The 15,481-nt window shown below is 44.0% G+C and carries 9 protein-coding genes; 5 read left to right on the forward strand and 4 right to left on the reverse strand.

Annotated elements, in window-relative coordinates; translation table 11 throughout:
- Nucleotides 1-41 precede the first annotated feature (41 nt).
- Entirely contained in the window at nt 42-4,529 is a 4,488-nt protein-coding gene (locus AB4512_RS08995; protein WP_372174781.1) for an SslE/AcfD family lipoprotein zinc metalloprotease, read from the reverse strand.
- Nucleotides 4,530-4,802: 273 nt separating this feature from the next.
- A complete protein-coding gene (gene yghU, locus AB4512_RS09000) occupies nt 4,803-5,660 on the reverse strand; it encodes a glutathione-dependent disulfide-bond oxidoreductase (RefSeq protein ID WP_102332906.1) in 858 nt (285 codons plus the stop codon).
- 284 nt (nt 5,661-5,944) lie between these two features.
- On the opposite strand from yghU, the gene AB4512_RS09005 reads away from it, so the two are divergent.
- Nucleotides 5,945-6,289 carry a YajD family HNH nuclease gene (locus AB4512_RS09005; RefSeq protein ID WP_017060876.1) on the forward strand — a complete coding sequence of 115 codons (345 nt, stop codon included), beginning with the start codon at nt 5,945-5,947 and terminating at the stop codon, nt 6,287-6,289.
- Between the two features lie 180 nt (nt 6,290-6,469).
- On the opposite strand, the gene AB4512_RS09010 is transcribed toward AB4512_RS09005, so the two are convergent.
- Complete coding sequence (locus tag AB4512_RS09010) at nt 6,470-6,850, reverse strand: hypothetical protein (RefSeq protein WP_017064770.1); 381 nt, start codon at nt 6,848-6,850, stop codon at nt 6,470-6,472.
- Nucleotides 6,851-7,444: 594 nt separating this feature from the next.
- On the opposite strand from AB4512_RS09010, the gene AB4512_RS09015 reads away from it, so the two are divergent.
- The 3 genes from AB4512_RS09015 to AB4512_RS09025 all read left to right on the forward strand — a co-directional run bounded on the left by AB4512_RS09015 (nt 7,445) and on the right by AB4512_RS09025 (nt 12,996).
- Nucleotides 7,445-8,683, forward strand: coding sequence for an OFA family MFS transporter (locus AB4512_RS09015; protein WP_017067032.1), 1,239 nt, complete (start codon nt 7,445-7,447; stop codon nt 8,681-8,683).
- A 57-nt stretch (nt 8,684-8,740) separates the two neighbouring features.
- Nucleotides 8,741-10,405, forward strand: a complete 1,665-nt coding sequence (locus AB4512_RS09020) for a VRR-NUC domain-containing protein (protein ID WP_372174782.1) — start codon at nt 8,741-8,743, stop codon at nt 10,403-10,405.
- Between the two features lie 236 nt (nt 10,406-10,641).
- The gene (locus AB4512_RS09025; RefSeq protein WP_372174783.1) at nt 10,642-12,996 is read left to right on the forward strand and encodes a fatty acid cis/trans isomerase; all 2,355 of its coding nucleotides are present in this window, start codon (nt 10,642-10,644) and stop codon (nt 12,994-12,996) included.
- Between the two features lie 122 nt (nt 12,997-13,118).
- On the opposite strand, the gene AB4512_RS09030 is transcribed toward AB4512_RS09025, so the two are convergent.
- Nucleotides 13,119-14,057, reverse strand: a complete 939-nt coding sequence (locus AB4512_RS09030; protein ID WP_372174784.1) for a LysR family transcriptional regulator — start codon at nt 14,055-14,057, stop codon at nt 13,119-13,121.
- A 93-nt stretch (nt 14,058-14,150) separates the two neighbouring features.
- Here AB4512_RS09030 and AB4512_RS09035 point away from each other — a divergent pair, with 93 nt between their 5' ends.
- Nucleotides 14,151-15,476 carry a cytosine permease gene (locus AB4512_RS09035; protein ID WP_017064775.1) on the forward strand — a complete coding sequence of 442 codons (1,326 nt, stop codon included), beginning with the start codon at nt 14,151-14,153 and terminating at the stop codon, nt 15,474-15,476.
- Nucleotides 15,477-15,481: the final 5 nt, after the last annotated feature.

A 15,481-nucleotide genomic window follows, 5' to 3' on the forward strand; every position in this document is an offset into this window, starting at 1 on the left:
GTTTGTTTTTAAGCTATAAAATGCTTTAGCAATAATTAGCGTTAGTAAATTGAATCAACATTCAAAGGACTGTTGTTTGGTTTCTCTAGTTTTAATTGTTCAACCGCACTAAGACCTTTAGAGCTAATTCCGCCACTATAAGACTTCGTGCCATCAGCATTAGTCATGGACGTTTCGCCCACGTTCCAAACTTCAAAGAAGTCACTTAAGTCATAGTTTGAAACATAAGAAGCGCACACCATCATTAGGTCTCCACCAGAAAGCCCAGTCTCGCTAGCACTACAATAGTTCGTATTCGAGTCGCCTTCTCTATCACCTCGAGCTTTACGGTGCATAAGTTTGAACATGTTCCAGCCTTCATCTTCACCATACACATCAGATTGGCTTGCGCCGCGTGTATACCAATCATCAATTGCAAAGTTCGATTTTGCCCAGATTTTTAGCTGACCAAACATAACTAATCGTAAACCTGCATCACCATGTGACCACGCATGTTCATTATTAAGCTCTAGCCATTTAGGTGCTTTCTTAATATCCGATTTAATACGATCCATTTCAGGGTTTGCATTGCGCCCCTCTAACTCCTGCATATACAACGCAAGAAGGTTATTGGTCACTTCTGTACTACCAGCCGCAAGGAAAGGAGCTGATGCTAAGTTGTGACCAACTTCATGCCACAACAACCAATCGTTCACAGGGTTGGTTGGAATGTATGTCCGATTTGCGTTAAAGCTTGAATTCATCACTGGGTAGCCAGAGTGAGCAGCGCCAATCGAAATCTGCACGTCATTCACAAAACGATGGCGGAACGCATTCAGTTCTGGATAAGTGAACCTACGGTGTAAACCAGTGCTTTGTTTCTCATCACGCCCGTAGAAGTCACTTGCCGCTTCAGCGAATCGATTCATATCTGTTGCGAATTGGTTCAAATCAGCGGATTCTAGATTCCTGATTGGTGTAGTGTAAATAAATGAACCCGTATCGATTTCTGCAATTGGTGCGTCTGCCGATTGAATAGTGTTAATCCACTGTCCCTCTTTCCACCAAGCCGCTTTTAACGCGCCATCAATGCTAAACGAGACTTCACCAAGCTCTTTTACTTTCGGTTGAATGTAAATAAGGCCACCATATGGAACCTTGAAAGTTAAGCTCGAACCATTGTAGTCAAAGCTGGTTTGCATACGTGGAGGGCGTTTCAAACTCGTTTCGTGATTCGGCTTACCTGTAAGATCATCCGCGATCATCACAGTAATCGTAGCTGCCACGCCATCTTGAATAGTTACTTCTTGTAATTGAGGTGCCCACAGACCTGTCGATTGATTGTTTCCTGCCGAATACGTCACCGCTTTACCGTTGGTCTGAACCATTACCGTACTTGACGAAGATGCCCCCGAAGTTCGACCCGGATACATTGTGGTATCAACAACGATTTCATGATCCCAGAATGAGCGCCCCAACATAATACGAGTCAGAGGTTTCTCCATGTAATTTAATGGATAGCTAGGATTCAACTGCCCAGATAACTCACCTTCGCCATGAATCATTCCATTAGCGACTAACGACGCTTTTAGGTCAACAGGACACTGTGCATCCATTGTGTCTGTTTGATGTAAGTCTTCTGTATAACAGTTAAGGAACTGAACAGCCTGCTTGAACCCCAACTCATCTTGTATTTCTGTTTCAAAATGGTATGCGTTGTCATTCCACATCCAAACAGACAGGTTATCAAACGCTTGATTCAATTCGCTGTTAGACAGACGCTTACCTTTAGTGCCCTTCGTGCGATAGTAAATCTCGTGCTCGTAAAGCGCTGTAAAGTTAGAACCCAAGTTTGCTGCTTTCACCATACTGTCGACAACGGTTTTACTCACTTCATAGCGGTCGAAATCGGCTCTATGATAAGCACCACGAACAGTGATGCCGTCTCCAGAACGAGTCTCTATACAGTTAAATTCGTATTCATACTCGTTCTTACAAAGCTCAGTGCTAACGAATGCCGACTGCAGTTCTTTGATTGCCGCTTCACGCTCTTCTGCCGATTCAACAAAGATACGTGCGGATTTTTTCTCCATTACTGTTACACCAGACGCATCAAGCACTGGTTTCCCTTCAGCGTCTAACTTAGTAACCTCATAAGTCGGGATTTCAAACTTGATTTTGGATTCATCTTTGATCCACTCAACCGTACCATCTTGATTTACCGTGAATGGAGGTTCTCCTTGGTTATCTTGAAAACGCTCAAGAACCACCATTTCCTTTTGACTCTTCACGTGAAGATTAGGATAAGGTGCTTGGCAGTAATAAGAGCTACCGCAGAAAGCTTGGTTTGTCGGGGTAACGTTTTCACCACCAAGAGATACACCTACGGCATCTGCCAAGCGTCCAACAGGTTCAGGATTAGTCGTTTGAATCGCATCCATAAACAAGATATTGCCACCGTCATTAACATAGTTAATAAGAGCCGTAATATCGTCTTGGTTTAAGTTCGGGTTATCCAAGTCAGCAACAAACTGGTTAGTCATGCCATCTTGAACCAACTTAGGTGGGTATGCCTGAAGGATCAAAATCGGCGTATTACTCGCATCCAAATCATCAAAGTCACCTGAACCACGCTTTTCTACTGACGCAAAACCATACTGAGGACTAACAAAAAACGTGTACTGCTTACCCATTGTGGAGTGGTGATAAGCCGAATAGGCTTGGTCAATATTGGTCACTGCATTCATCCCAGCAATAGGCAAACCATTATTGAACCACTCAAACAAGTTCGAGAAAAACAACCTCATGCTGCCTTGGTCATCATGTAGTAGGTTTTCAAACTTCGAAACAGTGCACTGTTGTTTGTTGCTGTCGATATGTAATGTGCGATTAGCCCAATAATTCTCTGGGCATGACAGAATACTTGGATATAAGCCATTGCCCATGAACACGACCTTACCTTTGCCTATCTCGCCTGCAGTAACGAATGGGAAACCATAAGTCGCGTTGTCTTCAGAGACTAAAGGAATCGGAGGCATCGAGATACTTGGGTGTTGTGCGATGTAAGGTTTGCCTTCACGAGTCCAAGCCTGCTTCTCACCAAAATAAAGCTGACGGTTTTTATCAGTTCTTGGCATCATCACAGGGAATGCTTTGTTCGATATGTTCAGAGCTCGCATACCACGGGTATACCCCGTCGCACCGTAAAAACTACCATTGTCATTGAAAACATGGAATGTGGTGACGTTGTGGAAGATTTGCTGCAGAGACTCCGTAACATACTGACCAGAATCCATAGATAAAACGGCAGGTTGACGAACATAATCCATAAACTGAGGCGTTTGGCGCAGCTGCTCATCGATTACTGCCGTTAACCCTTGGCTAAACTGACCAACAAACTCATTAGGAAGTTCAAAGTCTGTACCCTCTATTAATCCCCCATTTGGCAGAGTTAGGTTGATCAGTTCATTTATAACGTTAGGGTACTTTGAAAAGGTACCTTGGACTTCTTCAGATATCTCATAATGACTTACATGATCAAGCGCGTAGCGCTCTAGTAATGACTGGATATTCGCTTTCTCAACCACATTATTGGTCACATCAGACAATTTATAAGCAATCTGATTACCCGTAATGGAGCCAAACTCAAACGTATCAATACCAAAAACGATTCTGTCGCCCCACAGGTACTCAAAGATTCCCTCTTCATCCGTCACGCCCGTCGCGTTAGCCGAAAAGAAACTGATCCCAGAAATCGCTTTACCATTAGCGTCTGTAAGCTTACTGCGAGTTAACACCTTGCCTTCAACACTTGGCTTATAAGCATAGGTAGACTCTGCGTCTGCAGAAACAAAACCAGCGTTAAGGTTATTGTCCGCATTAGGGTCAACCGCAGGAACAACTGTTGTGTCTACGTGTGAACTAGGAGCCTTACCTACTTCATCTGTAGACTCTTCTTCTTTCGATGAAAAGTACGCATCGACAGCATCTTGATCATCAAGCTGCGAGAACACATCCTCAATATCAAAAGCATCCAGCTCTTTTAGACAGATAGCACTTTCAGTCTCACAAACATCAATTGATTCGAGTACCTTGGTAACGTTGTCTCCATGTAATTCTGTCAACTCAAATGCCGCATGAAGCGCATCATTTGAAATCGTGCTTTCTGTGACTTCGGGGAAAGGAGCCGTGAAATCACCTAAAGTAAGGTGACCCAAGGTACAACTAAAACTCACGCCTTGTTTTACACTGAACGTTCCGTTTTCAAGATGAATGCCGTCACAGTACACATCTCCAGAAACAAACGCCCCGCTCGACAACAGTGAACCGATGTAAGTTGTTGGGGGAATAATATCTGTTGGTGGAATAATGTCAGTCGGCGGAAGAATATCCGTTGGTGGAACAATATCTGTCGGAGGAAGAATGTCCGTTGGTGGTACAATATCTGTTGGAGGAGCCGTATCAGGGCCACCACTATAGCTTAGTGAGTCGTGATTACACCCTAAAAGAGCCGTGGATATGATAGCCAACGCAATTAAGTTTTTTTTCATTGAGCGAAGTTAGTCGTAATTTAAAGTGGACCGTTATCTTATAGATTTACTCCACCTCGATGACTATTGTTTTTTGTCTTAACCACAAAGACCATTACTCATAAGCGATTGAATAAGAAAAAAATGATAATTGAGACTCTCATTCCAATTACAAAACCTCTCCCTACCTTAAAACGGAAAAACGCCATATCTCGATTGAGATATGGCGTTTCAATTAGCCATTAACATTAAGACCGATAGGGTATATCTGCCAAAAACACGTTCAAAAAAGAACTAAGGCTTAAGCTTTAAAACTCGGTCAATGTCTTCTGCAGAATGGCGCTCTGGTACTTGCTCCCACTCTTCGCCAAATGAACGATTAACCACTCGGCCGCGTTGGAAACCTTCACGCGCTTCTAGCTGCTTCGCCCAGCGCACAACGTTGGTGTAAGACTCAACTTGTAGAAATTCGGCTGCGTCGTAAATTTTGCCAAGTACTAAGTTACCGTACCAAGGCCAAATCGCGATATCTGCAATAGACAGCTCTTCACCCGCAACGAAAGTGCTGTTAGCAAGTTGCTTGTCTAACACATCTAGTTGACGCTTAGCTTCCATTGCGAAGCGGTTAATTGGGTACTCTTGCTTTTCATCCGCGTAAGCGTAGAAGTGACCAAAACCACCACCTAGGAATGGCGCAGAACCTTGTGCCCAGAACAACCAGTTAATGGTTTGTGTTCTTGCTGCCCCTTTTTTTGGTAAGAAGTGACCAAATTTTTCTGCTAGATGCATCAAGATAGATGCCGATTCGAATACATTCACGTCTTCGTCACCAGACTTGTCGACAAGTGCTGGTATTTTGGAGTTTGGATTCACTCCAACAAAGCCAGAAGAGAACTGATCAGCCTCACCGATGTTGATCAAGTACGCATCATATTCAGCTTCTTTAACACCCGCCGCTAACAACTCTTCCAGCAAGATAGTGACTTTTTGACCGTTAGGTGTGCCAAGAGAATACAATTGAAAAGCATGGTCACCAACAGGAAGCTCTTTATCAAAGCGAGCTCCAGATTCAGGACTATTGATGTTTGCCCACTTGTTACCACCAGCAGTATCGTTAACCCAAACTTTTGGCGGAGTGTATTGTTCTGACATGATATTTCCTTATTAATATAGGGTCTCACAAACTGATATTAGGTCACATGCCTGCGGTTAAAACCCCTGAATACGATTTATTTTCAAACTGTTAAGCATGGCTTATTCCAGAAAGACATAACCCGCTTAAGCGTTGGTGTGTAGAAGGTAAGTCTGTATTCAAACTTCAATCTAATATCGATAAGTCTACTGCATCATTTAGCTATGATTTTACGAACGACATACCGACAGCTTCCAGAAAGCTGTGATAAAATCGGGATATTACAATTGATAAGGATTTGGCAATGTCTTCTGATTTCACAGGTTCGAGTGCAGCGTATGCTCGCCAAGAAAAAGGCTACCGCGAAAAAGCACTAAAACTGTACCCTTGGGTTTGTGGTAAATGTGCGCGTGAATTTGTTTACTCAAACCTCCGAGAGCTTACCGTTCACCACGTGGATCACGACCATACAAACAACCCTGAAGATGGCAGCAACTGGGAGCTACTGTGCCTGTACTGTCACGATCATGAGCATTCAAAATACACTGACCATGAGCGTTATGGTGTGGATGCAAAAGCGAGTTTAGATGATCATCAGTCAGCGACACACAACCCGTTCGCCGATCTCGCTAAGATGATGAAGAAATAACACACCTTCAGAGTAGTCTTTGGTAGATGGTAACTGCTAGATAATAGATACATAACAAGTAACCCCAGTATGTCACCATACTGGGGTTTCTTTTGTCTGCCGTCATAACCAAATAATAGAGTTCAGGTAGGCAGGATCAAAAAAGCCTTCCGAAGAAGGCTTTTTAAGAATCAAATCGAATTATGCTGCCGCTTGCTTGCGAGACTCTTCTACCTTCTTAGCGCGTTGTTTTAGCGTCAATTTATCGCGGTATGCAAACCAAACGTAAGACACAACCACTAAGAAGAACAGGTATGACAATGAGAAAATGAACGGCGATTGAATGATATCGTTCGAGATACCCCAAGAAACACCGATAACAGTCACTGCAATTTTCGCAAAAAAGCCACACATCAATAGCACTAATGCCAACTGTGGGAAACGCGTACTGCGGAATGCAAGCCAGTAGCAACTACCAACTGCTAGAGCCGCAACATAGAAGCCGAATAGGAAAGAGTGAATATGGTCAGCTGCCGCTACACCACCAGAAATTGACATCAATAAAATTAAAAACAGTTTCATAATACTCGCCTCACCATAAGTTGGAAACGCATCCTTTCAAATTTGGAATCTCAGTTTGCATACTATTTTCCCACTTTTTACGGACAACACAACCCCTCCAATCGAACAAAATGTAAGCAAAAGTACTAACAAAAATCACCCTTAACAATTGCTTAACATTCTGTTTTTAATAAAACTCCGTTACTCCTTGTCTCATATGAACAAAGCGCTGTTACGATTTATTTTGTTACACAAATTTAACCTTGGAAATTAATTAAAATTATTTGTAACTCTGTGATATCCGCACGCAATACGCGTCTATTCAAAAACCATCACCTCAAAATCCCTGAAATAATAAGAAGACAGAGCGAAAAAGAACAAAATAGAGAGGTGTTAAAAACATTTCAAAAACCAATGAAAAACAACTTATTAACAAATTGAATTTAATTTACCAAAAATGGAAAAAGAGATTCCAATCACATTTTAATTGGTTATAATCCGCGCTCTTTTGCGCTATCTGTTGATAAACGCAAACTAATTTTGAAGAAACAATCACAATAACCCGTCTTTAGTTAAGTGGCTCTCCACTAACCGATGACAAAACTGAGAATAAAAATGAGCAAGATTGATAAAGCAACACGTATCCTGCTAGCAGGCTTCTGTATCAACCTTTGTCTTGGCATCCTGTATGCTTGGAGTGTATTTAACAAAGCGCTAGTAACTGAAGCTGGTTGGAGTGCTGCTGAAGCATCTTCACCTTACGCTATTGCAACTATCACATTCTCTGTTTGTCTTCTTGTTGCGGGCATCCTACAAGACCGTATGGGTCCACGTAAGATCCTTATCCTAGGTACAGCGCTTACAGGCCTAGGTATGATTGCTTCTGGTTTCGCTACAACGCCTATGATGCTGAACATCACGTTCGGTATTATAACAGGTGCAGGTATCGGCTTCGGTTACGCATGTCTGTCTCCATCAGCAATGAAGTGGTTCCACTCTTCTAAGAAAGGTATGGTTAACGGTCTTATCGCAGCAGGCTTCGGTCTTGCGGCTATTTACCTAGCACCAGTAACTTCTGCGCTAATCGACAGCATGGGTATCCAAACTAGCTTTATGATTCTTGGTGTTGGTGTACTTGCAATCGCAGTACCTCTAGCAGCAACAATCAACAACCCACCAGCGGATTACACGCCAGCTGAGCCTAAAGTAAAAGCAGGCCAAGCTCCTAAAGCGGTTAAGAAGACTGAAGACCTAACTTGGAAAGTAATGCTGAAGACTCCTCAGTTCTACTCTCTATGGATCATGTACGCATTCGCTGCATCTGTTGGTCTAATGATCATCGGTAACATCACTACAATTGCTAGCGTTCAAGCTAACCTGCCAAACGCAGTTTACCTAGCGTCTATCCTTGCAGTATTCAACTCAGGCGGCCGTGTTGCTGCGGGTATGCTTGCAGATAAAATCGGTGGTGTACGTACTCTACTTCTAGCGTTCATCCTTCAAGGCGCGAACATGGCTCTATTCGCTACGTTCAACTCTGAATTTACGCTAATCATTGGTACGGCTATCGCAGCTGTTGGTTACGGTACGCTTCTAGCAGTATTCCCAACACTAACTGCTGAGTTCTACGGCCTGAAAAACTACGGTACTAACTACGGCGTGCTTTACACGGCATGGGGTATCGGCGGCGCTATCGGTGCAGCAGTTGTTGGCTTCTCAATGTCAAACGGCGAAGGTTACGGCCTAGCTTACACAATCTCTGCAGTTATGATGGCAGTGTGTATTGTTCTAGCAATCATCACTAAGCCAATCTCTGAAGCTAAAGTTGCTGAACTAAAAGCATCACAAGCTTAATCAACAGAAAAGATTGAATTTGTTACTGAAGAGCTTAACCTTAGGGTTAGGCTCTTTTTGTATCAAGCGACTTCTCCATTGACGACCGAAACCACTCTTCAGCTCTCCCCCACTTATTATCTCGACAACTTCAATCGACTGGTTGAACACGCTCAAACGCTCTACCCCGATCTTCTGAGTGATGATGAATGTCGTTGGTTGTCCGCATACAAACGTCTTTCTGTTTCAAGCCAATGCCTAATGGTTCGTTTGCTTTCTCGTAAAGGCCGTTGGTTTCGCAGCGATAAACTCAACTATGTTGAGATCCCAGATCTAAAGACCGTACTGCAAGAGCTAAACAGCTCAGGCTACATCGGGTTGAGTCATCCCGAAGAACAGCATGACCTCGCCATTAGTGAGGTCGAGCTCGGGTTTCACTTGCTCACCAAACCAGAGCTGTTGAGTGTATTCCCCGCCCTTAAGAGCCATAGAAATGCCAAGAAAGACGAGCTGTTGTTACGGCTTGATCAGCAACCTTTTGATCAATTTCAAAACCTCTCTTTCGACTGTATTTACGTCATCGAATCTCAAGTGATTGATGTATTACTGTTGCTGTTCTTTGCCAACACCTATCAAAACTTAAGTCAGTTCGTGTTAAGCGACCTTGGGCTAAACACCTTTGAGAACTACCCATTAAGCAAGCAACACCGCTTCTTCACCTCTAGGGATCAGCTCAATCAATTAATCCAGATGCGCGATATTCAACGCTTGTATTCAGAAGGTGACCGCAAAGATGGCGAGTTTCTGGAACTGCTTTTAAATGCGATTCCTGAAGAATCAGAACACAGAAGCATTGCCAGAAAACGATCGCGTTTGATCAATGATATTGCTCGCGATCTAGAAAGGCTTAACCTAAACGACCAAGCTATCTTTTGGTTCAAGCAATCTACACTTCCTCCGAGCAGAGAGCGACTTGCGCGCATCTGTGATAAGCAAGGTACGCTAGACTTAATGTGTGACATTGTCACGCAAATGAAAGCTACTCCAACGGATGTGTCAGAGTTGGAAGTCGCGATTAAGCTTGAAGACAGGCTACTCCGGAAACAGGGGCACAAGGTTTCACGAACCATAAAGCCGAGCTGCAAAGAGATAAGACTGGAATTGGACCTCAGCCAAACGCGAGTAGAGCTTGCGGTAAAGCAGCATTTTGAGAACCAAGGTTGGGACGTCTATTTTTCAGAAAACAGTTTTCTGTGTGGCTTGTTTGGTTTGGCTTTCTGGGATGTCATTTTCGCAGACGTTGAAGGCGCCTTTATCAATCGTTACCAACATCGACCATTGGATCTGTACCATTCAGATTTCGTAGACAAGCGAGCCGAACAGATTGAAGCCGTGTTTCAGACGATATCCAAACATGGGCTGAACCATTTTCTTGATACTTACGATGAAAAGCAAGGTATCGCGAACCCCTTTGTTCATTGGAATTATTTTCCTAAGGCACTCATCGAACATGGCATGGCTTCAATTCCAAATGCCTTGGTTGTATACCTCTTCAAAGTGATATTGAGTGACTTAAAGCTATTTAGAACTGGGATGCCGGATTTGATTGCGTTCAAGGGCGATGAGTTTCATTGGATTGAAGTCAAAGGCCCTGGCGATAAACTGCAAGACAACCAGTGGCGCTGGATCAAAGAGTTTGAGCGATTGTCTGTCCCCTTCTCTGTTTGTTACGTCAATCAATGAGTCTTAGCTCTTAACTCTTAACTCTTAACTCTTAACTCTTAACTCTTAACTGCTAGCTTTTAGCTCTTGGGACTTAAATCTAGCTAAGTCTAAACACCAATTTCTGAGCACTAGCGAGTGACGCGCATCGACAAGTCACTCGTCCCATCAAGATCTTGTCTACAAAATTGTTAGAACATGAGCATTTTCAATCATTTTCGATATAATTATAGAAAATGCCTAATATTTAAATACGTATGAATTTGAAAAAACTCTTCATTTTAGCTTTTGTTAGCGTCTTCTCAGGTTGTGCCGTCTACGCGGGTTTAAACTTCGACGAACTGTTTGGTGAACAACAAGTACGCGATCGCCAAGCACCTATTCTTTCAGCTCAAGCGCAGCACTTCATTGACGAAGTAAAGCCCATCATTGATAACCGATGCGTGGTTTGTCACGCTTGTTATGACGCCCCTTGCCAACTCAAAATGTCTTCAGTGGAAGGTATAGACCGAGGCGCGAGCAAGGCACTCGTTTATCAAGGCACCCGCTTAACGGCATCAGCCCCTACTCGCTTGTTTGAAGATGCTTTAACCACGCAAGAGTGGCGCGATGCGGATTTTCATCCTGTCCTCAATGAGCGCATGCAAAACTCAACGGCTAACCTCGATGCTGGTCTTGTTTCTCGTATGTTGATCCAGAAAGAGAATCACCCTCTGCCCGATCAAACCCAGCTTGAAGGTTTCGACTTTTCAATCGATCGCGACCAACAGTGCCCAACCATTGAAGAATACGCTCAATACGAGAGAGATTACCCAACTTGGGGAATGCCTTATGGGATGCCAAACTTAGACAAAACCGAATACGCGACTTTAATGAGTTGGTTGGAAAATGGCGCGTTAATGAACGACCACATTCCATTGACTGATGCAGAACAAGAGCTCGTTAATGTCTACGAAAGCTTTTTAAACAAGAGTGACAATAAGAGTCAACTTTCAGCACGTTACATCTACGAGCACCTGTTTTTATCTCATGTCTATTTTTCTGATTTAGCTCAGCCAACACGCTTCTTCACTGTTGTTCGCTCTGCAACACCACCAGGTGAAGCGGTACAGCGCATCACGACTCGTCGCCCTTATGACGATCCAAAAGTAGACCGTGTTTACTACCGTCTGATTCCAGAACAAGGCACTATCGTCGACAAAACGCACATGCCTTTCGCACTTAATAAAGAGCGTCTACAAAAGTGGAATACCTGGTTTGTCGACGTAAATTACGAAGTAAAACAACTACCTAGTTACGACATCGATGTTTCAGCTAACCCAATGACTTCGTTTGAAGCACTGCCAGTAAACTCGCGCTTCAACTTCATGTTAGATAACGCGCAAAACACCATCATGGCCTATATCAAAGGACCTGTGTGTCGTGGTCAACTTGCCTTGAACGTAATTAACGACCGTTTTTGGGTTTTCTTCATCGACCCAGAGAAAGCCGATGTTCCGGAAATCAACGCCTTCTACGCAAGTCAAAAGAAAAATTTAAAGCTACCTAGCGAACTAAAAAGTAACACCGTACCTGTGACCAACTGGGTAAGATACGCAAAGCAACAAGCGCAATACCTAAACGCGAAATCAGACTTCACTAACCAATGGTTCGAGAGTGGCGTCCACCTAGACACTGGCATCATTTGGGATGGCGATGGCATCAACCCGAATGCTGCTCTCACCGTCTTTAGGCACTTCGATAGCGCCTCTGTTGTACAAGGGTTAGTTGGCACGCAACCTAAGACTGCGTGGATTCTTGATTATGCTCTTCTAGAGCGTATTCATTATCTTCTCGTTGCAGGCTTCGATGTTTACGGCAACTTTGGCCACCAGCTGATTACACGCATGTTCATGGACTTCTTGCGTCTTGAAGGTGAGAGTAACTTCTTAAGCCTTCTTCCTAAAGACGTTCGTCACATTGAACACTCTAGTTGGTACCAGAACCAAAGCGCACAACTGAGTGACTATTTGCAGCGAAACATTGCACCTTTTGATCAGCCGACCAGCGTGGTTTACAAAACGGCGGATCCGAAACACGAACTGCTTGATATGATCAAAGATAAGCTCGCAACTGTTCTCGATAATCGCTTTGAGATTGTTGAAACAGGTTTTGGTAGGAAGAATGAAGCACTGCTTAACCAAGTGAATTTGATAAAGGGCGAAGGCCTGCGTCATGTGCCTCAATTAGTGATGATCATGATTGAAGGCGAAAACGGCGAAGAGCAACTGTTCACCATGATTCACAATAACGCGCACAGCAACATTTCTAGCTTGTTTAATGAAGAAGGTAACCGTGATTACGCCAATGATGACCTTACCCTCGTACGAGGCGTTGTCGGTAGCTACCCTGCGGCTTACCTATCATTAACCGAGAGCGAGATTCCTACTCTGGTTAAAACGCTGCAAAACTTAAGCACAGAAGAAGACTACGTGGCGTTACTTGATAAGTTTGCTGTACGACGCAGCTCTCCGGAGTTTTGGCCGTTCAGTGACCGTGTCCATCGCTGGTATCAACAAGCGCAACCTATCGAGTTCGGCCTGTTGGATTACAACCGCTTTGAGAACCGCTAGTTTTCACGCATAACTTTTAAAAACAAAAATCCTCTGTCTTGGCAGAGGTTTTTTGTTTATGGGGAAAAGTATCGTAAATGCTATTGAGAAGCGAGAAGTGCTCTTAAGAAGCGAAAAGTGCTCTAGATTGAACCCGATGCTTCCGGTTGGTGTAGCTCATCAAAAAACGCACGCGCGGCGGGGGAAAGGGAATCTACAGGTTGCTTCAACACCACATAAAACTGACTCTTAAGGCTCCACTTCTCGGGCTGAAGCGGAATCAAGGCTTGGTCATAATGGCCACGGTCGATTAAATGAGACGGTAAAAAACTCAGGTGTGTGCCCGCCAAGGTTAAAATTACACCCGACTCGACATGCCAGCCATCAAAAGGCTTTACGGAATCGTACTGCTCAATATTCAGTAATCGGAACATCTCATCTTTGGCATAGCCGCCCATGTTGATACGACAGCCATTCAATGAGAAATCCCTGTCCATGATCTTCTCGGCCAGATCTTTGCGCGCATACAGATAACTGTGCTCTTCAAACAGTGGGTATTTATGTTGAAACGCTGACTTTTGATGTGACCCTAGAACCACTATCATCATATCAATCTGGTTCTTTGCTAGCTTCTCATTCAACTGGGTGAAATCGCCGACATCAACACTCACCTCTACACTGTTACTGCGTTGATAAAACGTCTCGATCGCTTTGGGAAGTGGGTTATAAGGCAAAGTGACGGTGTTATCCAAACATCCAATTCGCACATGCCCAGAGAGTTCCGTCTGTACACCTCGTAACTTATAAGCGAAGTCGGTTAAGGTCGATTTTAGTTGGTTCGCATATTTATACACTTGCTCACCTTCATGAGTCAGCTTAAAACCACGTCGACCACGTTGGCATAATGTTAATTCTAAGCTTTTTTCCAAGGCAATAAGCTGATTACTCAGCACTGGTTGACTAATCCCAGTGCTTGCGACCGCCTGATTGATGCCTCCTTGTTCAACAATTTCACAAAAAAGCTCTAATCTACGTAGGTCTCTTTTATCTAACTTATTGTTTGGATTCACTTTGCCACTCACATTTGTTTTTTGTTATGTTTACATCTGATTATATTCATTTATTAACAATAAATACATCAGTATGCTTTATTCACACTTATGGAATAACAATGCATGGATGGCACTATGGCGGCAGAAGCTTACGTGAATAAACCCGAAGCAACACACAGCCACAAAAAGATAGATGACTTCGAGTTGGAACCCGTTCCCGAGAAGGCCAAACGATCTTGGTGGGTCATCAGCCTTATTTGGTTGGCAATCGGCATCGACATTTCGGGACTGTTTCTCGGCTCGATTCTAAGCAGCGGTATTGGTTTTGAAGACGCACTGCTTGCCACGTTTATTGGTTCAGGCTTATTGGCGATCATCGCGATGCTGTGTGCCAACATTGGCTTTCAAGCTGGCGTGTCTACCCCGCTGGTGAGCAGCGCGGTATTTGGCCGTAACGGCGGTAAAATTCTTGGCTTCATCAACGGCATCTCATTAGTCGGCTGGTTCGCATTCCAGGCTGATTTCTTCGCTTTCATCATGGTCGATGCACTGGCGAAATACGACATCATAATTTCACACCTCACCGCTCTTATTGGCGGCAGTGTGTTAATGATGATGACGGCTATCTATGGCGTTCGTGCTTTAGGCAAACTCAGTACCTATTCTGTTCCATTGATGGTGACGTTGATTACCATCGGTTTGTTTATGGCTGCTGATTATCAAGGTGGCGCAGCGCCATCGATTGAAGATCCTTTGACGCTTGGCCAAGCCATCTCTTTTGTTATGTCTATCTGGATTCTAGCTGCGGTTGCTGCACCTGATATTGCTCGCTACGCCAAAACACGCCGTGATGCGATTTTAGGAGCGGGTATCGGTTTCCTCGTCGGCAACAGTGCCATCATTCTTATCGCATTGATCTTGACCAAAATGACCGGCACCGACGACCTAGTCGAAGTCTTCTTCACCCTAGGTTTAGGCATGGCGGCCATTATAGTACTGGTATTCGCACAATGGACCACCAACAGTAGCAACCTAACCTCTGGCGGCTTATGCATGTCGATGGTTCTACCTAAGATTCCGCGCCCTGTTCTGGTTGTGATCATGACCATCGTCGGCATTGGTATCGCTCAACTCGGCATGGTGAACAAGTTTACCGACTTCTTAATGCTACTCAGCGTAACCATTGCGCCTGCTGCGGGTGTCTACATCGTTCAATATTATGTTTTAGATTCGACAAAAATGAGCTTTGAGAACATCCAACAAGTTCCAGCTTGGATGTTTAAAGGCTTGGCTTCTTGGGCATTTGGTACTGCATTCAGCGCTTGTACTGCACCAGAGTTTTTCAACCTGTTTTCGTTCACCAGCATCTCGGCGTTAGACGGCATTCTTGCCGCTGGTGTGATTTACCTCGCCCTAATGAAGCTTTCTCCTTCAAGTGATAAGGAATAGTAGTT

Origin of the sequence: Vibrio sp. 10N.222.52.B7, from assembly GCF_041474275.1 — a bacterium.
Lineage (GTDB): Bacteria > Pseudomonadota > Gammaproteobacteria > Enterobacterales > Vibrionaceae > Vibrio > Vibrio crassostreae_C.

What these genes read in the sequence shown, in the direction of transcription:
- AB4512_RS09015 (WP_017067032.1), top strand. Translation starts at nt 7,445, where the DNA reads ATGAGCAAGATTGATAAAGCAACACGTATCCTGCTAGCAGGCTTCTGT.
- AB4512_RS09010 (WP_017064770.1), bottom strand. Translation starts at nt 6,850, where the DNA reads ATGAAACTGTTTTTAATTTTATTGATGTCAATTTCTGGTGGTGTAGCG.
- AB4512_RS08995 (WP_372174781.1), bottom strand. Translation starts at nt 4,529, where the DNA reads ATGAAAAAAAACTTAATTGCGTTGGCTATCATATCCACGGCTCTTTTA.
- AB4512_RS09035 (WP_017064775.1), top strand. Translation starts at nt 14,151, where the DNA reads ATGGATGGCACTATGGCGGCAGAAGCTTACGTGAATAAACCCGAAGCA.
- AB4512_RS09005 (WP_017060876.1), top strand. Translation starts at nt 5,945, where the DNA reads ATGTCTTCTGATTTCACAGGTTCGAGTGCAGCGTATGCTCGCCAAGAA.
- yghU (WP_102332906.1), bottom strand. Translation starts at nt 5,660, where the DNA reads ATGTCAGAACAATACACTCCGCCAAAAGTTTGGGTTAACGATACTGCT.
- AB4512_RS09025 (WP_372174783.1), top strand. Translation starts at nt 10,642, where the DNA reads ATGAATTTGAAAAAACTCTTCATTTTAGCTTTTGTTAGCGTCTTCTCA.